General features: G+C 70.9%; 17 protein-coding genes. 12 read left to right on the plus strand and 5 right to left on the minus strand.

The genetic code is table 11. From position 1 onward, the window contains the following. Positions 1 to 429, plus strand: a 429-nt coding sequence (locus STRTUCAR8_RS27690) for a type II toxin-antitoxin system PemK/MazF family toxin (protein WP_006379397.1), incomplete at its 5' end; no start/stop codon positions are given. 84 nt (positions 430 to 513) lie between these two features. Here the strand turns inward: STRTUCAR8_RS27690 and STRTUCAR8_RS27695 are convergent. Continuing rightward, a complete protein-coding gene (locus STRTUCAR8_RS27695) occupies positions 514 to 1,326 on the minus strand; it encodes a TIGR02452 family protein (RefSeq protein WP_006379391.1) in 813 nt (270 codons plus the stop codon). Positions 1,327 to 1,606: 280 nt separating this feature from the next. Here STRTUCAR8_RS27695 and egtA point away from each other — a divergent pair, with 280 nt between their 5' ends. From egtA to STRTUCAR8_RS27720, 5 genes are all read left to right on the plus strand, one after another. After that, complete coding sequence (gene egtA / locus STRTUCAR8_RS27700) at positions 1,607 to 2,923, plus strand: ergothioneine biosynthesis glutamate--cysteine ligase EgtA (protein ID WP_006379404.1); 1,317 nt, start codon at positions 1,607 to 1,609, stop codon at positions 2,921 to 2,923. Beyond that, positions 2,920 to 4,242: an ergothioneine biosynthesis protein EgtB gene (gene egtB, locus STRTUCAR8_RS27705; protein ID WP_006379402.1), complete on the plus strand. Its 1,323-nt coding sequence runs from the start codon at positions 2,920 to 2,922 to the stop codon at positions 4,240 to 4,242. The genes egtA and egtB overlap by 4 nt, the downstream gene beginning before the upstream one ends. Then, complete coding sequence (gene egtC / locus STRTUCAR8_RS27710) at positions 4,242 to 5,033, plus strand: ergothioneine biosynthesis protein EgtC (protein ID WP_006379399.1); 792 nt, start codon at positions 4,242 to 4,244, stop codon at positions 5,031 to 5,033. Before egtB ends, egtC begins: the two co-directional genes overlap by 1 nt. Continuing rightward, positions 5,030 to 5,992 carry an L-histidine N(alpha)-methyltransferase gene (gene egtD / locus STRTUCAR8_RS27715; protein ID WP_006379387.1) on the plus strand — a complete coding sequence of 321 codons (963 nt, stop codon included), beginning with the start codon at positions 5,030 to 5,032 and terminating at the stop codon, positions 5,990 to 5,992. Before egtC ends, egtD begins: the two co-directional genes overlap by 4 nt. Positions 5,993 to 6,161: 169 nt before the next feature. After that, on the plus strand, positions 6,162 to 6,377 hold the full coding sequence (locus STRTUCAR8_RS27720; protein ID WP_006379393.1) for a dodecin: 216 nt from the start codon (positions 6,162 to 6,164) through the stop codon (positions 6,375 to 6,377). 18 nt (positions 6,378 to 6,395) lie between these two features. On the opposite strand, the gene STRTUCAR8_RS27725 is transcribed toward STRTUCAR8_RS27720, so the two are convergent. Continuing rightward, on the minus strand, positions 6,396 to 6,899 hold the full coding sequence (locus STRTUCAR8_RS27725) for a phosphatase domain-containing protein (RefSeq protein ID WP_044472990.1): 504 nt from the start codon (positions 6,897 to 6,899) through the stop codon (positions 6,396 to 6,398). Positions 6,900 to 7,047: 148 nt separating this feature from the next. On the opposite strand from STRTUCAR8_RS27725, the gene STRTUCAR8_RS27730 reads away from it, so the two are divergent. The 5 genes from STRTUCAR8_RS27730 to STRTUCAR8_RS27750 all read left to right on the plus strand — a co-directional run bounded on the left by STRTUCAR8_RS27730 (position 7,048) and on the right by STRTUCAR8_RS27750 (position 14,996). Beyond that, a complete protein-coding gene (locus STRTUCAR8_RS27730; RefSeq protein ID WP_234372624.1) occupies positions 7,048 to 8,211 on the plus strand; it encodes a right-handed parallel beta-helix repeat-containing protein in 1,164 nt (387 codons plus the stop codon). Positions 8,212 to 8,429: 218 nt separating this feature from the next. Further along, positions 8,430 to 9,842: a family 43 glycosylhydrolase gene (locus STRTUCAR8_RS27735; protein ID WP_044472993.1), complete on the plus strand. Its 1,413-nt coding sequence runs from the start codon at positions 8,430 to 8,432 to the stop codon at positions 9,840 to 9,842. A gap of 86 nt (positions 9,843 to 9,928) precedes the next feature. Further along, positions 9,929 to 12,733 carry a beta-L-arabinofuranosidase domain-containing protein gene (locus STRTUCAR8_RS27740; RefSeq protein ID WP_006379401.1) on the plus strand — a complete coding sequence of 935 codons (2,805 nt, stop codon included), beginning with the start codon at positions 9,929 to 9,931 and terminating at the stop codon, positions 12,731 to 12,733. Between the two features lie 356 nt (positions 12,734 to 13,089). Beyond that, the gene (locus STRTUCAR8_RS27745; RefSeq protein WP_006379400.1) at positions 13,090 to 14,316 is read left to right on the plus strand and encodes a sensor histidine kinase; all 1,227 of its coding nucleotides are present in this window, start codon (positions 13,090 to 13,092) and stop codon (positions 14,314 to 14,316) included. Beyond that, entirely contained in the window at positions 14,313 to 14,996 is a 684-nt protein-coding gene (locus STRTUCAR8_RS27750; protein WP_006379392.1) for a response regulator transcription factor, read from the plus strand. The genes STRTUCAR8_RS27745 and STRTUCAR8_RS27750 overlap by 4 nt, the downstream gene beginning before the upstream one ends. A 43-nt stretch (positions 14,997 to 15,039) precedes the next feature. Here STRTUCAR8_RS27750 and STRTUCAR8_RS27755 read toward each other — a convergent pair whose 3' ends face one another. From STRTUCAR8_RS27755 to STRTUCAR8_RS27765, 3 genes are read right to left on the minus strand one after another with little or no spacing between them, the layout of a single operon-like run. Further along, the gene (locus tag STRTUCAR8_RS27755) at positions 15,040 to 16,272 is read right to left on the minus strand and encodes a cation:proton antiporter (RefSeq protein WP_006379394.1); all 1,233 of its coding nucleotides are present in this window, start codon (positions 16,270 to 16,272) and stop codon (positions 15,040 to 15,042) included. 7 nt (positions 16,273 to 16,279) lie between these two features. Next, the gene (locus tag STRTUCAR8_RS27760) at positions 16,280 to 16,765 is read right to left on the minus strand and encodes a cation:proton antiporter regulatory subunit (RefSeq protein WP_006379389.1); all 486 of its coding nucleotides are present in this window, start codon (positions 16,763 to 16,765) and stop codon (positions 16,280 to 16,282) included. A 43-nt stretch (positions 16,766 to 16,808) separates the two neighbouring features. Then, the gene (locus STRTUCAR8_RS27765) at positions 16,809 to 17,339 is read right to left on the minus strand and encodes a DinB family protein (RefSeq protein ID WP_086025813.1); all 531 of its coding nucleotides are present in this window, start codon (positions 17,337 to 17,339) and stop codon (positions 16,809 to 16,811) included. A gap of 97 nt (positions 17,340 to 17,436) precedes the next feature. Here STRTUCAR8_RS27765 and STRTUCAR8_RS27770 point away from each other — a divergent pair. Beyond that, positions 17,437 to 18,333, plus strand: an 897-nt coding sequence (locus STRTUCAR8_RS27770) for an MsnO8 family LLM class oxidoreductase (protein WP_044472994.1), incomplete at its 3' end; no start/stop codon positions are given.

Here is an 18,333-nt window from a genome sequence, read left to right on the forward strand (position 1 = left end):
GCCGAAGTCCCGGGCCGCTACGGCCCCTCCGCCACCACCGAGGCCGACCCTCGCGATGTGGGGCGCGTGCGTACGGAGTACTCGCCCGCCCACGACGGCGACCCCGATCCCGGGGAGATCGTGTGGACCTGGGTGCCGTTCGAGGAAAACGACGGGCGGGGGAAGGACCGGCCCGTGCTGGTCGTCGCCCGTGAGGCCGCCGGGACGTTCCTCGCCGTGCAGTTGTCCAGCAAGCGGCATGACGGGGATCGGGAGTGGGTTCCGATCGGGAGCGGGCCGTGGGACCGGACCGGGCGCGATTCCTGGGTGGACGTGGATCGGGTGCTGCGGCTGTTCGAGGACGGGATGCGGCGGGAGGCCTGCGCGTTGGACCGGATGCGGTTCAACTCCGTTTTGCGGCGGTTGCGGGAGCGGTATGGGTGGGCGTGAGGTTCGGTTCGTACGTCGCGTGCGGGTGCGCTGTGGCTTGTCGCGCCCGCGCGGCGGAGCCGCAAATGTCACAGCCCCGCGCCCCTAGAAGGTGAACGTTCGCTCGAAGGCTGACCGTGTCGTTTCGCCGCTCGTGCGGTCCAGGATCGCGAAGACGATCCTTTCGAATCTGCCCTCGAAGCGGCCGCCCACCAGCAGGTTTCTGAAGGTGATCGCCACCGTGGCCGGGTCGTTCTGGAAGACTCCGCAGCCCCAGGCGCCCAGCACCAGGCGGCGGTAGCCCTCTGTCGCCGCCGTTTCCAGGACCCTTTCCGCGCGGGAGGCCAGGGCCTGGGGGATGTCCGCCGCCCGTTCGGGCGCCGTTCGCCGGACGACCCCCGCGTTCGGGGCCGCCGAGGTCAGGAAGCCCGCTGTGTACGGGGTGTCCAGGAGGCGGCCCCGGTCGTCGCGGAAGACCGGTACCCCGGGTGAGTGGATGACCCGGTCCGTGTAGAACGGGTCGCGGTGGGTGCGGTGATAGTCGTAGAACTCGCGCACCTCCGTCAGGCAGGCGTACAGCGCCGAGGCCCGGCACAGGGCCTCTTCCTGGGCCTGCGCGCCGTTGAGGTATCCGCCGCCCGGGTTGCGGGCCGAGGAGAAGTTCAGGACCGCCACCGGGCCGGGGAGCCGGCGGGCGGCCTCCAGGCTGCTCTCGCCGGTCACCTCGAAGGCCGTGTCCAGTGGCGCGGCGGCCGCCGGAGGGACGTCCAGCGGGCCCGGGCCGTAGAGGCGGGTGCCCGCTCGGGCGGCCTTGATCGCCGCGGCGAGTGACACCTCGCGTCCGTCGGACGCGCGGTAGGAACCGGCCGCGACGATCTCCTCCGTACCACGGGCGAGGTCGCGCAGGCGGGCGCTCATGGCGCCACCCCCGTGTGCGCCATGACCGTGCCTGGTACTCGCTCCCCCGCCGTGCTCATACCGGCATCGTGGGTGATGCTGGACGTGCTGTGCAACAGAGTTTTCCCGGGTTGGCGAACAGCCTGGAAACACCATGGAAACGGAGATCCATCGTCCCGAAAGTGCCCATGTGCACCCTTGTGCGATTCGACGCGAGGGGTTTGGGTGGGACGAGTGTTGCCTGTCCGGCCCATCCGAAGCCGGTCCGGGCGACATGAAGGAATCTCAGGAGGATCCCGACATGTCCGATTCGGTAAGTGGCTGTACGAAGCGCCGCACCGCCCTGTCCGAGGCCGAGGTCGAAGCCCTGGTCCGGGGAATCTGCTTCAAGACCGGACCGCCCCGCACCCTCGGGGTCGAGGTGGAATGGCTCGTCCACGAGCTGCGCGATCCGCGGCTCCCCGTGTCACCCGCACGGCTCGAAGCGGCCTACGCCGCACTGCGGAACCTGCCTCTCAGGTCGGCGCTCACCGTCGAACCCGGCGGCCAGCTGGAGCTCAGCTCCGCGCCCGCCGACTCCCTGATGGAGTGCATCCAGTCCGTCTCCGCCGATCTGGACGCCGTCCGCGCGGTACTGCGCAAGGACGGTCTCGGCCTCGTCGGCATCGGCCAGGATCCCTGGCACCCGCCCCGGCGTTTCCTGCACGAGCCGCGCTACGACGCCCTGGAGCGGTGCCTCGACCTCACGGGCCCGGCCGGCCGCGCCATGATGTGCACCTCGGCCTCCGTGCAGGTGTGCCTGGACGCCGGTCACGAGGAACCCGGCCCCCTCGGGCACGGACGGCGCTGGTGGCTCGCACACCAGCTCGGCGCGGTCCTCGTGGCCGCCTTCGCCAACTCCCCGATCGCCCGGCGCAGCCCCACCGGCTGGCGTTCCACCCGGCAGGTGCTGTGGACGGAGATCGGCGCCGGACGGGCCGGCGCGCCCCCGCTGGACGCCGAACCGAGACAGGCGTGGGCCAGCCAGGTGCTCGACGCGCCTGTGATGTGCATACGGCGGGACAGCGGGCCGTGGGACGTGCCGGAGGACGGGCTGACGTTCCGGGAGTGGATCCGGTCCGGGGTGCCCCGGCCGCCGACCCAGGAGGATCTCGACTACCACCTGACGACCCTGTTCCCGCCGGTCCGGCCGCGTGGTCATCTCGAACTGCGCATGATCGACGCCCAGCCCGGCGACGACGGCTGGATCGTCCCGCTGGCCGTCACGGCCGCGCTCTTCGACGACCCCGAGGCCGCAGAGGTGGCCTACCGGGCGGTCAAGCCGCTCGCCGAGCGCACCCTGTCCCTCCCGGCCCCGCACAATCCGCTGTGGACCGACGCGGCCCGCTACGGCATGAGCGATCCAGAGCTGCGGGAAGTCGCCCTCGTCTGTTTCTCGGCCGCGCTGGAGGCCCTGCCCCGGCTCGGCGCGAGTGCGGAGGTCGTCGAGGCCGTCGACGCGTTCCTCAACCGCTATGTGGTCAGAGGCCGTTGCCCCGCCGACGACCTGCTCGACGGCCTGCCCGGCACGGACCGCCGCGCGCACGGAACCTCGTACGGAAAGGATCTCCGCACATGACCGACCCCGCCCTGGAACCGGAGGTGCTCCGGGAGCGTGCTCTCGCGGCGCTCACCACCGCGCGGGAGCGGACCGCGCTCCTCACTTCCGTGGACGATCCCGAACTCACCGCCCAGCACTCGCCGTTGATGTCCCCGCTGGTGTGGGACCTCGCGCACATCGGCAACCAGGAGGAGATGTGGCTGCTGCGCGCGGTCGCCGGCCGGGAGGCGATGCGGCCCGAGATCGACGGCCTGTACGACGCCTTCGAGCACTCGCGCGCCGAACGGCCCACGCTGCCGCTGCTGCCGCCCGCCGAGGCCCGTAAGTACGCGGCGGAGGTGCGCGGACGGGCCCTGGACGTACTGGAGAGCGCCGAGTTCGAGGGTACGGGCGCACAGCTGACCAGGGCCGGGTTCGCCTTCGGGATGATCGCCCAGCACGAACAGCAGCACGACGAGACGATGCTGATCACCCATCAGCTGCGGACGGGCCCGGCGGTTCTCCGGGCCCCCGACCCGGCGCCCGCTCCCCCGTTCACCGGTCCGGCCGAAGTCCTGGTCCCCGGTGGGCCGTTCACGATGGGTACCTCCACCGAGCCGTGGTCCCTGGACAACGAACGGCCCGCGCACCGGCGTGAGGTGGCGCCCTTCCTCATCGACACGACACCCGTGACGAACGGCGCCTACCAGGCGTTCATCGCGGCCGGCGGCTACGACGACCGGCGCTGGTGGACGCCGGACGGCTGGGCGCATGTACGCCAGAACTCGCTGTACTCACCGCAGTTCTGGTTCCGGGACGGCGGGCAGTGGCTGCGGCGGCGGTTCGGGGTCACCGAGGTGGTGCCGCCCGACGAGCCCGTCGTGCACGTCTGCTGGTACGAGGCGGACGCGTACGCCCGCTGGGCCGGGCGCCGGCTGCCCACCGAGGCGGAGTGGGAGAAGGCCGCGCGGCACGACCCGGGAACCGACCGCTCGACGCGCTACCCGTGGGGCGACGCCGACCCGGGGCCCGAGCACGCCAACCTCGGTCAGCGGCATCTGCGTCCGGCGCCCGCCGGAAGCTACCCGGCCGGGGAATCGCCCCTCGGGGTGAGGCAGTTGATCGGCGACGTGTGGGAGTGGACGTCGAGCGACTTCCTCCCCTACCCGGGGTTCAGCATGTTCCCGTACAAGGAGTACTCGGAGGTGTTCTTCGGGCCCGAGTACAAGGTGCTGCGCGGCGGTTCGTTCGCCGTGGACGCGGTGGCCTGCCGGGGGACGTTCCGCAACTGGGACTATCCGATCCGGCGGCAGATCTTCTCCGGGTTCCGCACCGCCCGCACCCCGGACGGTGCCTGATGTGCCGTCAACTGGCTTTCCTGGGAACCCCGGAGGCGATCGGCAGTGTGGTGGTGGACCCGCCGCACGGGCTGTACCGGCAGTCGTGGGCACCCCGGCGCCAGCGGTACGGGACTGTCAACGCCGATGGTTTCGGGGTCGGCTGGTACGCCGAGGGCGATCCGGTACCGGCCCGCTACCGGCGTGCCGGGCCGGTCTGGGCGGACCAGTCCTTCGCCGACCTCGCCCGGGTCGTGCGGACCACCGCACTGCTCGCCGCCGTACGGGACGCGACGCTGGCCGGCGCCGACGGGGAGGCCGCCGCGGCGCCCTTCGCGGCCGGTGCCTGGCTGTTCGGGCACAACGGGGCGGTCAAGGGCTGGCCGGGATCCCTCGCGCCCCTCGTACAGGCCCTGCCCGGCGAGGAGTTGCTGTCGATGGAGGCACGCACCGACTCGGCGTTCGTCTGGGCCCTGGTGCTGCACCGGCTGCACGCCGGGGACGGCGTCGGACGGGCGCTGGCCCGTACCGTCCTGGAGGTCGACGAGGCGGCCCCCGGCTCCCGGCTCAACCTGCTGCTCACCGACGGCGAGACGATCGCGGCGACCACCTGGGGCGACAGCCTCTTCCACCTGTCCGGGCCCGGCCCCCGCACGGTCGTGGCATCGGAACCGTACGACGACGATCCCCGCTGGCAGGAGGTACCCGACCGCACCCTCGTCATCGCGAGCCGCACCGAGGTACGGCTCACCCCGCTCCAGGACCTGAGCGGCGACCTGGCATCCGTTCCACCCGAGGAGCTTCGTACGTGAGTCCGTTCCTGGTCACCCGCACCCTGCCCGAGGACGCCACGGAGGCCGCCCTGCGCGCCGACGTCCTGCACGGGCTCACCCGCACGCCCAAAACCCTCCCGCCGAAGTGGTTCTACGACGCTCACGGCAGCGAACTCTTCGACCGGATCACCGAGTTGCCCGAGTACTACCCGACCCGGGCCGAGCGCGAGATCCTCGTCGCCCGCGCCGGGGAGATCGCCGCGGCGACCGGTGCGCGCACGCTGGTCGAGCTGGGCTCCGGCTCGTCGGACAAGACGCGGCACCTGCTGGACGCGCTGTCCGGGCTGGAGACGTATGTCCCGGTCGACGTCAGTGAGAGCGCGCTGCGGCAGGCGGGCGAGGCGCTGATCGCCGAGCGGCCCGGCCTCGGCGTACACGCCCTGATCGCCGACTTCACCGGCGGTCTGGCGCTGCCGGGCACGCCCGGGCCCCGGCTGGTGGCGTTCCTCGGCGGCACGATCGGCAATCTGCTGCCCCCCGAGCGTGCCGCGTTCCTCTCCTCGGTGCGTTCCCTGCTGTCGCCCGGCGACGCGCTGCTGCTCGGCACCGACCTGGTCAAGGACGAGTCGGTGCTGGTCCCGGCGTACGACGACGCGGCGGGCGTGACGGCCGAGTTCAACAAGAACGTGCTGAGTGTCGTCAACCGCGAACTCGGCGCCGACTTCGACCCGGACGCCTTCGCGCATGTGGCGCTGTGGGACGCCGACAACGAGTGGATCGAGATGCGGCTGCGCTCACTCGCCGAGCAGACCGTGAAGATCCCCGCTCTCGATCTCGCCGTGGACTTCGCGGCGGGCGAGGAGATGCGGACGGAGGTGTCGGCGAAGTTCCGGAAGGAGGGCGTGAGCGCCGAACTGGCCGCCGCCGGGCTGGAGGCGACCCGGTGGTGGACGGACGAGCAGGGCCGTTTCGCCCTGTCGCTGAGCGTCGCCCGCTAGCGACACCTCGCGAACCACCGCCGCATGGGGCACGGTGGAACGTGGAACGCCACCGGCAAGATCCGCTACAGCCAGTAAGTCCCGTACATCGAGTCCACCCAGTCCACCCAGTCCGTCCAGTCCGTCCAGTCCGTCCAGTCCGTCCAGTTCCGCGAAGAGGAGCACCCGCATGTCGAACCACACCTATCGGGTCACCGAGATCGTCGGCACCTCGCACGAAGGCGTCGACCAGGCCGTCCGCAACGGCATCAGCCGGGCCTCACAGACCCTGCGCAATCTGGACTGGTTCGAGATCACGCAGGTCAGGGGCCAGATCGTGGACGGGCAGGTCGAGCACTACCAGGTCGGCCTGAAGGTCGGTTTCCGGCTGGAGGACGGCGAGTAGCAGGGCTGGGCCGCTCGCTCAGGTCTGGCCCTCGGTCTCCTGGGCCTCCTTCAGCGCACCGGACTCGGCCGTCCAGCGGGCCCGTACGACGCTGAAGCCGGCCCGTTCCGCGTCCTGGCAGACGAGTTCGTCGTCGTCCACCAGGACGCGGATCTCGCGGCCCTGGGCCAGTCGGCGCAGGATCTCCAGCTTGGTGCCGCGGGCGGGCCTGCGGTCGCCGTCTCGCCGCATCCAGAGACGGCCCTCGGGCAGTCCGTGCGCGGCGAGCCAGGCGAGCGTGTCCCGGCGGCAGCGCTCGGGCCGGCCGGTGAGGTAGACGACCTCGCACTCCCGTGCGCTCTCCAGGGCCAGCGCGACGCCCTCGGTGAGCGGCGGGTCGTGCGGCGCGGCGGCGAAGAAGGCCGCCCAGTCGCGTGGCCTGCGCTCCAGGTACCGCTGCCGGTGCGCGGTGTCGGCGAGCGTGTTGTCGAGGTCGAACACGGCGAGCGGTCTGCCGCTCCTCGGGCTGCTGTTCTGCGTCACGGTCCCTGACCCTAGCCAGTCGCCCGGACCCGGCAACCTCCACGGCGTCGGCGGCCACTCCTTGGCGACACAGCCGAGGCAGAGGCGGGAGCCGTACATGCGCAACGCAGCGATCCGGACGGGAACGGCGGTCCTGGGAACCGCGTTAATGACAGCGGGGATGCTGGTGGGAGCTGCCTCGGGAGCGACCGCCGCGACGACGCTCGTGGTGGCGACAGGCGGTGACGACTCGGCGCCGGGTACTCTCGCGCGCCCCCTGAAGACCATCCAGCGGGCCGTGGACCTGGCGAAGCCGGGGGACACGATCACCGTGCGCGGGGGTACCTACGCCCTCACGGACAACATCACCATCGCCGCTTCCGGCACCGCTTCCCAGCCCATCACCCTGGGCGCCTACTCGGGCGAGCGGGTCGTCGTCGACGGGGAGCGGCTGCCCGCCAGTCATACACCTGTCGGCGGCAGCATCCCGCGCGCCGAGCGTGGTGCGATCCACCAGGAGGCCTCGTACTGGCGGATCTCGGGGCTGGAGATCGTGAACGGGCCGTACGGCGTCTACTGCGACGGCTGCAACAACAACGTCTTCGCCCGGCTGGTCACCCACGACAACTACGAGTCCGGGTTCCAGCTCCAGGGCGCCTCCGCGAACAACCAGATCCTGGACCTGGACAGTTACGGCAACCGCGATCCGCGCAAGAACGGTGAGAGCGCGGACGGGCTGGCCGTCAAGGAGGGCGGCGGGACCGGCAACATCGTGCGGGGCGCGCGGCTGTGGAACAACGTCGACGACGGCTTCGACGCCTGGAAGTTCACCTCGCCGATCACGATCGAGAACACCGTCTCGTACGGCAACGGCTTCAACCGCTGGAACTTCCCCGACTTCGCGGGCGACGGCAACGGCTTCAAGCTGGGCGGTGGCTCCCCGGCGCCCGCCGTGGCGCACGTCCTGCGCAACACGGCCGCGTTCAAGAACGCGGCGCACGGCTTCACGGACAACGGCAATCCGGGTGCCATCGGCATCAACCGGAGTACCGCCTACGGGAACGCGGGCACCGGCTTCGACTTCGACGTCTCCGGGGGACGCGCCACCCTCAGCGCCGATCTTTCGCTCGCCGACGGGCGTGCCGTCGCCCCGGGCTCCGCCACCGTCTCGACCGGCAACTCCTGGGATCTGGGCGGCACTTGGAACGCCTCCTCGGTACTGAGCACCGCCCCGGCCGAGATCACGGGCGGGCGGCGCGCCGACGGTTCGCTGCCGACCGCGCCCGCCTTCCTTGTTCCGCGCGCGGGAACGAACATCGGCGCCCGCTTCTAGGCGATCTTCGGAGGGGCGTGAGGGGTCAACCGGAATTTGATCTGTCGGAAACATTGACTCACTCGCGCCCCTTACCTATCTTTCGGTCGAACCTCCGCACGTCGTTCCATATATCGAACAATGTCGGCCCGGGAACAGGCCGCCGAAGGAGACTCGCCGTGGACCGCAGCCGCAACGACGCGACCAGCAGACGCACGCTTCTCAAGGCCTGCACGGCCCTGGTCGTCGCCGTGACCGTACCGGCCGTCGTCGGCGCCCCCGCGTTCGCCGCCGTCCCGGCCTCCCCGGCAGTCACCTTCACCAACCCGATCGCCGCGCAGCGGGCCGACCCGCACATCTACAAGCACACCGACGGCTACTACTACTTCACCGCCACGGTCCCCGCGTACGACCGGATCGTGCTGCGCCGCGCGACCACGCTGCAGGGTCTGGCGACCGCCGCCGAGACGACCATCTGGACCAAGCACGCCAGCGGTGACATGGGCGCCCACATCTGGGCTCCCGAGATCCACTTCATCGACGGCAAGTGGTACATCTACTTCGCGGCCGGCGCCTCGAACGACATCTGGAAGATCCGCCCGTGGGTCCTGGAGTCCTCGTCCGCCAACCCGATCACCGGGACGTGGACGGAGAAGGGCCGTATCGCGCTGCCGCTGGACACGTTCTCGCTCGACGCGACGACCTTCGTGGTGAACGGCACCCGCTATCTGAGCTGGGCGCAGAACGACCCGGCCGTCGGCGACGGCACCAACCTCTACCTCGCGAAGATGTCCAACCCCTGGACCATCAGCGGCACTCCGACGATGATCTCCCGGCCCACGCTGTCCTGGGAGATCATCGGGCACACGGTCAACGAGGGCCCCTCCGTCATCCAGCGGAACGGGAAGGTCTTCCTGGCGTACTCGGCGAGCGCCACCGACGCCAACTACTGCCTGGGGCTGCTGACCGCGTCCGCCTCCGCCGACCTGCTCAACCCGGCCTCCTGGACGAAGAGTTCGCAGCCGGTGTTCACGAGCAACGCCTCGACCGGGCAGTACGGGCCGGGCCACAACACCTTCACGGTCTCCGAGGACGGCACGTCCGACGTCCTCGTCTACCACGACCGCAACTACCGTGACATCAGCGGCGATCCGCTCAACGACCCCAACCGGCGCACCCGTTACCAGAAGCTGTACTGGAACGCGGACGGCACCCCGAACTTCGGCATCCCCGTCTCCGACGGGGTCACCCCGGTCCGCTTCTCGTCGTTCAACTACCCGGACCGGTACATCCGGCACTGGGAGTACCGGGCGAAGATCGAGGCCAACGTCACCAACCTCGCCGACTCGCAGTTCCGGTTCGTCACCGGGCTGGCCGGCTCCGGGACCGTCTCGCTGGAGTCGGCGAACTTCCCCGGCTACTACCTCCGGCACAAGAACTACGAGCTGTGGGTCGAGAAGAACAACGGCACCGCCACCTTCCTGGCCGACGCCTCCTTCACCCGGCGGGCGGGCCTCGCCGACCCGGCCGGGGTGTCCTTCGAGTCGTACAACTTCCCGGGCCGTTACATCCGGCACTACAACGGCCTCCTCCAGCTCCAGACGCTGAGCACCTCGCTGGACCAGCAGGACGCGACGTACTACGCCGAGTAGGTCGCGCCGGACCACATCCCGTGCCCCGCAAGGGACTTCAGAGCTCAGCTACGTCAGTCGTCAGTCACCTCAGAGACGAGGCACTTGTGACCCCCCACCTTTCGAGGCGGTTTCTCCTCCAGAGCGCGATACTGGCGGCTGCCGCACCCGCGTTCGCCTACGCCGGATCCGGCAGGGCGGCGGCGGCCGCCCTGCCCGCGCCGTCCGCCTGGACGCTCCGCCCCTTCGAGCTGAAGGACGTCGCGCTCGGCCAGGGCGTCTTCGCGAGCAAGCGCCAGCTGATGCTGGACCACGGGCGCGGCTACGACGTGAACCGGCTGCTCCAGGTGTTCCGCGCCAACGCCGGCCTCTCCACCGGCGGCGCGGTCGCCCCGGGCGGCTGGGAGGGCCTGGACGGCGAGGCCAACGGCAACCTGCGCGGCCACTACACCGGGCACTTCCTGAGCATGCTGTCGCAGGCGTACGCGAGCACCAGGGACCAGGCCTACGCCGACAGGATCGCGACCATGGTCGGCGCGCTGACCGATGTACGCGCGGCCCTGCGCACGGACCCGCGCATGCTCGTCGTCACCGGGAAGTGGGGCGGCGCGCACGAGAACGTGCGGGGTTCCTACCAGTACGTGGACCTGCCGGCGGCCGTCCTGGGCGGTGCCTCGGCGATCACCCTGTCGACCTGGGTCAAGCCCACCCACGACGCCAACTGGCAGCGGGTCTTCGACTTCGGCAACGACACCACCCGGTACATGTACCTGGCCTCCCGCAACGGCAGTGGGGTGCCACGGTTCGCGATCACCACGAACGGGCCGGGTGGGGAACAGGCCCTCAACGGCACCGCCGCGCTGCCGCTGAACCAGTGGAGCCACCTCGCGGTGACCATTTCCGGCACCACGGGCACGCTCTACGTCAACGGCACCGCCGTCGCCACGAACACCGCGATGACCGTCAACCCGTCCGTCCTGGGCACCCTGACGAACAACTGGCTCGGCCGCTCGAACTTCTCCGGCGACCCCGTCTACGCGGGCGCCTTCGACGAGTTCAACGTCTACTCGCGCGCCCTGACACAGGCCGAGATCACCTCGATGCAGAGCAAGGAGGCCAAGAACTCCTCCGCGGGGCTCGGCAACCTCGCCTCGTACTACTTCTCCGCCACCACCGGCGGCACGTTCGGCGACGCCTCCGGGCGCGGACTGACCGCCACCCTGCGCCGCATCTGGGGCGGCCCGAGCCACCCGGGGTTCCTGGCCGCGTACCCGGAGACGCAGTTCATCGCCCTGGAGTCGATGACGAGCGGCGACTACACCAAGGTGTGGGCGCCCTACTACACGGCGCACAAGATCCTCAAGGGTCTGCTGGACGCCTACCTCGCGACGGACGACTCCCGGGCGCTGGACCTCGCGTCCGGCATGTGCGACTGGATGTACTCGCGGCTGTCCAAGCTGCCCGACGCCACCCTGCAGCGGATGTGGGGGATCTTCTCCAGCGGTGAGTTCGGCGGCATCGTCGAGACCATCGTCGACCTGTACACGATCACCAACAAGGCCGAACACCTCGCCCTGGCCAAGCTGTTCGACCTCGACACGCTCATCGACGCGTGCGCGGCGAACACCGACACGCTGAACGGCCTGCACGCCAACCAGCACATCCCCATCTTCACCGGCTACGTACGGCTGTACGACGCGACGGGCGAGGCGCGCTATCTGACCGCCGCGAAGAACTTCTGGGGCATGGTGATCCCGCAGCGCATGTACGGGATCGGCGGCACCAGCACGGGCGAGTTCTGGAAGGCGCGCGGGGTGATCGCGGGGACGGTCAGCGACACCAACGCCGAGACCTGCTGCGCGTACAACCTGCTCAAGCTGAGCCGGACGCTGTTCTTCCACGAGCAGGACCCGAAGTACATGGACTACTACGAGCGGGCGCTCTACAACCAGGTGCTCGGCTCCAAGCAGGACAAGGCCGACGCCGAGAAGCCGCTCGTCACCTACTTCATCGGGCTCAACCCCGGGCATGTGCGCGACTACACGCCCAAGCAGGGCACCACCTGCTGCGAGGGCACGGGCATGGAGAGCGCCACCAAGTACCAGGACTCGGTGTACTTCAAGTCGGCCGACGGCGGCTCCCTGTACGTCAACCTGTACAGCCCCTCCACCCTGACCTGGGCCGAGAAGGGCGTCACCGTCACCCAGACCACCGAGTATCCGAAGGAACAGGGCACCACGCTCACCATCGGGGGCGGCAGCGCGGCCTTCGCGCTGCGGCTGCGGGTGCCCCTCTGGGCGACGGCCGGGTTCCAGGTGACGGTCAACGGGCAGGCGGTGAGCGGGACTCCGGTCGCCGGGAGCTACTTCGCGGTGTCGCGGACCTGGCAGAGCGGGGATGTCGTACGGATCAGTGTGCCGTTCCGGCTGCGGGTCGAGAAGGCGCTCGACGACCCGTCGCTCCAGACCCTGTTCTACGGCCCGGTGAACCTGGTGGCCCGGAGTGCGAGCACCAGCTATCTGTCCGTCGGGCTGTACCGCAACTCGGCGCTCTCGGGCGATCTGCTGCCCTCCCTCACCCCGGTGAGCGGGAAGCCGCTGCACTACACGCTGAACGGCACCGAGTTCGCCCCCTTCTCCGAGGGGACCGAGGACCCGACGCACGCCTATGTCCGGCGCGCCGAACCGAAGGTCGTGTTCGGGAACGTCGACTCGGGGATCGCCGATCCGGCGAAGGCCGACGGCACCACGCTCCTGGACGAGATCTGGGCGGGGGCTCCCTTCGCGGACAAGGCCGCGCTGGTGACGCGGGTCCGGTCGACGACGGCGGCCTGGGTGTCGGCGGGGCTGCTCACCCAGGCGGCGGCCGACACGGTGGTCAGCACGGCGCAGGGAGCGTCGTACGTGTCCTGATCCCCGGACATCCTCCGATCGCGACGGGCGGTACCCCTACCCGAGGGGTACCGCCCGTCGTGCGTGCGGAGGAGCTGTGGGGGCGTCTCTACTGCGTTCTCAGTAGTCGCGATTGCCGACAGGCGCACGACGACGGGAGGGGGTCGGTCCCGGGAACCTTGGCGAGTACCACACGGGGGCGGCGGCCACACCCGAGAACGGGGCGGACGGACCGGCAGACCGGGAGGCGGTCCGGGTCTGGCATCCGACCGTACGCCCTGGGGGTCGCCCGTGCTGGACACACGGGCGGCCCCCGTCCGACGTCGTGCCGCGCCGTCGTGGACCATGGGTCCACCGCCCCCGACCGGAGAGAACCGATGAGCATCAACATCGAGCGTCACCTCGCGGACCATCCCCGTGTCGTCGACACGGTGACCGTCGTGGCGCTGTTCGTTCTCTTCATGGTCGGCGCCCGGGTCACCCTGCCCGGCGTCGACCAGCGGGAGGAGCTGTGGCCCGCCGCGCTCATCGCCGTCAGCGCGTGCGCGGGCGTGCTGCTGAGCCGCAGCCATCCGCGTACGGCCGTCATGGTGACCACGGTCTGCGCCATGACCGCGAGCGCGCTGGGCTATCTCCTCACCGTGCTGATCCTGGCGCCGGCCATGGTCGCGGTCTACTGGCTGGCCATCCTCACCGACCGGCGCACGACCCGTCTCCACTGCCTCGGCATGATCGTCATGCTGGTGGCCACGGCCACGATCCTCGACCCGCTCGACCACCCGCTCGTCCTCAAGACAGTCGCCCCCGTCGCCTACGTACTCGTCCCGGTCGCCGCCGGCAGCGCACGCCGGATGCGCCGCGCCTATCTGGACGCCGTGCACACCCGTGCCGAGCACGCCGAGCGGACCCGGGAGGAGGAGGCCCGGCACCGGGTCACCGAGGAGCGGATGCGGATCGCGCGGGAGCTGCACGACGTCGTCGCCCACCATCTGGCCCTGGCCAACGCCCAGGCCACCACCGCCGCGCATCTCGCCCGCAGCAACCCCGAGCAGAGCCGCAGGATGCTGGGCGACCTCACCGGCACCACCTCGTCGGCGTTGCGCGAGCTCAAGGCCACCGTCGGTCTGCTGCGCCACGCCGACGACCTCCACACCCCGCTGGAACCGGCCCCGGGCCTCTTCCGCCTCCCGGAGCTGATCGACACGGTCCGGTCGGCCGGGCTCGGGGTCACCCTCACCACCACGGGCAGGGAGCGCCCGCTGTCGCCCGGGGTGGACCTGACGGCGTACCGGATCGTGCAGGAGGCGCTCACCAACATCACCAAGCACGCCGTCGGAGCGACGGCCTGTGTGCTGCTCGCGTACTCGGCGGACCGGCTGACCATCACGGTCACCAACAACGCCGGCGCCACGGTTCCCGCCGGTGCGGCCGGCTCGGCCGCGACCACACCGGCGTGCGGCTTCGGGATCATCGGGATGCGGGAGCGCGCCCACTCGGTCGGCGGCGACCTGGAGGCAGGACACCGTCCGGAGGGCGGTTTCGAGGTCTCCACGGCGCTGCCCCTCTATCCTCAGCCCTCGGAAGAAGAAGAGCGCACCTCATGACCATTCGCGTCCTGCTCGCCGACGACCAGGCCCTGCTCCGGGCGACGTTCCGGATCCTGATCGACTCCGAGGCCGACATGACGGTGCTCGGCGAGGCCGCCGACGGCCGGGAGGCGGTCGAGCTGACCCGCGTGCACCTCCCCGACGTGGTTCTCATGGACATCCGGATGCCCGGCACCGACGGCCTGGCCGCCACCGCCGCGATCTGCGCCGACCCGGAGCTGTCGGAGACGCGGGTGCTGATCCTGACGACGTTCGAGACGGACGAGTACGTGGCCCAGGCGCTGCGGGCGGGTGCCAGCGGTTTCCTCGGCAAGGACGTCACCGCCGAGGCGCTGCTCGCAGGCATCCGCACGGTGGCCTCAGGCGAGGCCCTCCTCTCCCCCAACGCCACCCGCACCCTCATCACCACCTTCCTCAACTCCCCTGCTCCGGGCAGCCAGTTGGCGACCCCGGAGGCGCTCGCGGCGCTCACCACCCGGGAACGGGAGGTGATGTGCCTGGCGGCCGAGGGCGGGTCGAACGACGAGATCGCGGAGAAGTTGTACGTCAGTCCGCTGACCGTCCGCACCCATGTGCACCGCGCGATGACGAAGCTGGGCGCCCGCGACCGGGCCCAACTGGTCGTCATCGCCTACCAGTCGGGGCTGGTGCGGGCCCTCCCGCCGCAGGCGTCCTGAGCCCCGGGACGAGCAGGGTCCCCGCTCCGGTGCGCGCCGTCTGTCAGTCGCCGACGGTCGTGGGATGCACCGTCTCGTCCGTCGGTGCCGTGGCCGGGGTCTCCGGGCGGGGCCGCCCAGCTCGCCACGCGCCGAAGCGAGCCGCCAGGGGCTCGGTCCAGCGGGCGGTGAGCGGGCCCAGGACGACCAGGATCAGGACGTACGCCGTCGCCAGCGGGCCGAGGTCGGACTCGACGCCCGCGGTGACCGCGAGGCCCGCGATGACGATGGAGAACTCGCCGCGGGCCACCAGCGCACCGCCCGCCCGCCAGCGACCCTTGACCGAGATCCCGGCGCGGCGGGCCGCCCAGTAGCCGGTGGCGATCTTCGTGCCCGCCGTGACGACGGCCAGGGCGAGGGCCGGCAGCAGCACGGGCGGGATGCTCGCCGGGTCGGTGTGCAGCCCGAAGAAGACGAAGAAGATGGCCGCGAACAGGTCCCTGAGCGGGCTGAGAAGCGTGTGCGCGCCCTCCGCGACCTCACCCGACAGGGCGATCCCGACGAGGAACGCCCCTACGGCGGCGGACACCTGGAGCTCCTGGGCGATGCCCGCGACCAGGATGGTCAGACCGAGGACGACCAGCAGGAGTTTCTCGGGGTCGTCGCTGGAGACGAAGCGGGAGATGACCCGGCCGAAGCGGACGGCCACGAACAGCACCAGGCCGGCGGCGCCGAGCGCGATCGCCAGGGTCACACTGCCGGCGGCGAGCGAGACACCGGCCACCAGCGCGGTGACGATGGGCAGATAGACCGCCATCGCCAGGTCCTCCAGGACCAGGATGCTGAGGATCACCGGCGTCTCCCGGTTGCCGACCCGGCCCAGGTCGCCCAGCACCTTGGCGATGACGCCGGACGAGGAGATCCAGGTGACCCCGGCGAGCACGACGGCGGCGACCGGGCCCCAGCCGAGGAGCAGCGCGGCGGCGGCGCCGGGCAGCGCGTTCAGGGTGAAGTCCACCAGGCCGGACGGGTAGTGGGACTTGAGGTTGGAGACGAGATCGCTGGCCGTGTACTCGAGCCCCAGCATCAGCAGCAGCAGGATGACGCCGATCTCGGCGCCGGTGGCGATGAACTCCTCGCTCGCGCCGAGCGGCAGCAGGCCGCCCTTGCCGAAGGCGAGACCGGCGAGCAGATAGAGGGGTATCGGGGAGAAGCTGAGCCGGGCGGCCATCCGGCCGAGCAGCCCGAGGGCGAGGATGACGGCGCCGAACTCGATCAGCAGGACCTGGGAGTGCATGGCGGTGTCACTCCCGTCCGAGTATCGCCGCGGCGGCGTCGACGCCCTCGCGGGTACCGATCACGATGATGACGTCGCCGCCGGCCAGCCGGAAGTCGGGCGTCGGGGACGGTATCGCCTCGGCGCGCCGCAGCACCGCGACGACGGACGCGCCGGTCTCCGTGCGCATCCGAGTCTCCCCGAGCACCCGCCCGTTCCAGCGCGAGCCGCCGGCCACCTCCACCCGTTCCGCCACCAGACCGAGCGGCGTCGTGGACAGCAGGCTGGAGCTGTGGTGCGAGGGACTCAGCGCGTCGATCAGCGAGGCGGCCTCGGGCGCGGTCAGCCGCAGCGACTGGGCGCACGAGTCCGGATCGTCGTCCCGGTACAGGTTCACGGTACGGCCGCCGTCACGGTGAGCCACCACCGACAGATGCCGTTGCTCACGCGTGACGAGGTCGTACTGAACCCCGATACCCGGCAGCGGAGTCGCCCGCAGGCGTGGCGCAGACATGTTGGATCCCCTTGCTGATCGGTGGTGTTGAACTCTGTGGGGCTCAGGCCCCGGTGGCCCCGTCGACGAGTTCGCGCAGCAGGTCGGCGTGGCCGTTGTGGCGGGCGTACTCCTCGATCATGTGGACCATGATCCAGCGCAGGGAGAGCCCCTGGATGCCGGCCAGGGCCGCGTCCGCCTCCGACAGCTGCCCTGTCTCGTCCAGTGACCTTGCGGCGGCGACCAGCTCCCGGCCGCGTGCGACCTCCGCCCGCCAGACGGCCAGCGCCTCGTCGAGCCCGCGCCCGGGGACGAGGGTGAAGCCGTCGCCCTTGCCCTCTTCGTAGACGGCGGGCACGTCCTGGCCCGCGAACACCCGCTGGAACCAGTTCCGTTCGACCTCGGCCAGATGCTGGACGAGCCCCAGCAGTGTCATCTCCGAGGGCGCCGCCGAGGCGAGGCGTAACTGGTGGTCGTCGAGGCCCTGGCACTTGAGGGCGAGTGTGGCGCGGTGGAAGTCGAGCCAGGCGCTCAGCATGGCGCGTTCGTCGGCGTTCGCGGGAGGTATGGGACGGCCGTCCGGTGTAGTCGACATGTTCTGCACCCTTCCACAGGTGCCCGGTGGACCGCGAGGAATACGGGCGTCCGGCAGATCGCTGACAAGGTCACAGCCGAGGACGTCCGGAGCAGCCATGCCGAACCCAGCAGATCAGCCGGTGCGATCACCACGCCCGGAGCCGGAGTCGGGGTCGGTGCTGTCCGCGACCCGGTTCTCCGTGCTCGACCGGTCCCGTACGCGGGAGGGGCGCCCGGATGCCGAGGCCCTGCGGGACACGGTGGCGCTGGCCCGGGAGGCGGAACGGCTCGGCTTCCACCGGTTCTGGGTCTCCGAGCACCACGGCGTGCCCGGGGTCGCCGGTTCCGCGCCCACCGTACTGGCGGCGGCCGTGGCAGGGGCGACCCGTACGATCCGGGTCGGCACCGGCGGCGTCATGCTGCCCAATCACCAACCCCTGGTCGTGGCCGAGCAGTTCGGGGTCCTGGAGTCCCTGTTCCCGGGCCGGATCGACATGGGGTTCGGCCGCTCGGTGGGCTTCACCGACGGGGTGCGCCGGGCGCTGGGCCGTGAGAAGGAGGTGGCCGAGGACTTCTCGGCCCAGCTCGACGAGCTGCTCGGCTGGTTCGGCGGCACCTCATCGACCGGGGTGCACGCCCGCCCCTCCGAAGGGCTCGCGGTACCGCCCTTCGTGCTCGCGATGGGCGAGGGCGCGGCGATCGCCGCCCGCGCGGGCCTGCCCATGGTCATCGGGGACCTGCGCTCCCGGGAGCGGATGCTGCGCGGCATCGACACCTACCGTGCCGGTTTCCGGCCCTCGGCCTGGGCGAGCGAGCCGTACGTCGTCATCTCAGGGACGGTCGCGGTGGCCGCCACGATGGAGGAGGCCCGGCGGATCCTCGTCCCGGAGGCGTGGTCGATGGCGTACTCCCGCACGCACGGCACCTTCCCGCCGCTGCCGCCCGCCGAACGGGTCGAGTCCCGCTCGATGACGGCCAAGGAGCGCGGTTTCTACGAGTCCGGGCTCGTGGGC

The organism is Streptomyces turgidiscabies Car8, assembly GCF_000331005.1.
In the GTDB taxonomy this organism is placed as follows: domain Bacteria; phylum Actinomycetota; class Actinomycetes; order Streptomycetales; family Streptomycetaceae; genus Streptomyces; species Streptomyces turgidiscabies.

Bases quoted from the DNA above. Each gene is read 5' to 3' on its own strand.
- STRTUCAR8_RS27695 (WP_006379391.1), bottom strand. From the start codon at position 1,326: ATGAGCGCCCGCCTGCGCGACCTCGCCCGTGGTACGGAGGAGATCGTC.
- egtA (WP_006379404.1), top strand. From the start codon at position 1,607: ATGTCCGATTCGGTAAGTGGCTGTACGAAGCGCCGCACCGCCCTGTCC.
- egtB (WP_006379402.1), top strand. From the start codon at position 2,920: ATGACCGACCCCGCCCTGGAACCGGAGGTGCTCCGGGAGCGTGCTCTC.
- egtC (WP_006379399.1), top strand. From the start codon at position 4,242: ATGTGCCGTCAACTGGCTTTCCTGGGAACCCCGGAGGCGATCGGCAGT.
- STRTUCAR8_RS27720 (WP_006379393.1), top strand. From the start codon at position 6,162: ATGTCGAACCACACCTATCGGGTCACCGAGATCGTCGGCACCTCGCAC.
- STRTUCAR8_RS27730 (WP_234372624.1), top strand. From the start codon at position 7,048: ATGACAGCGGGGATGCTGGTGGGAGCTGCCTCGGGAGCGACCGCCGCG.
- STRTUCAR8_RS27745 (WP_006379400.1), top strand. From the start codon at position 13,090: ATGAGCATCAACATCGAGCGTCACCTCGCGGACCATCCCCGTGTCGTC.
- STRTUCAR8_RS27750 (WP_006379392.1), top strand. From the start codon at position 14,313: ATGACCATTCGCGTCCTGCTCGCCGACGACCAGGCCCTGCTCCGGGCG.
- STRTUCAR8_RS27755 (WP_006379394.1), bottom strand. From the start codon at position 16,272: ATGCACTCCCAGGTCCTGCTGATCGAGTTCGGCGCCGTCATCCTCGCC.
- STRTUCAR8_RS27760 (WP_006379389.1), bottom strand. From the start codon at position 16,765: ATGTCTGCGCCACGCCTGCGGGCGACTCCGCTGCCGGGTATCGGGGTT.
- STRTUCAR8_RS27765 (WP_086025813.1), bottom strand. From the start codon at position 17,339: ATGTCGACTACACCGGACGGCCGTCCCATACCTCCCGCGAACGCCGAC.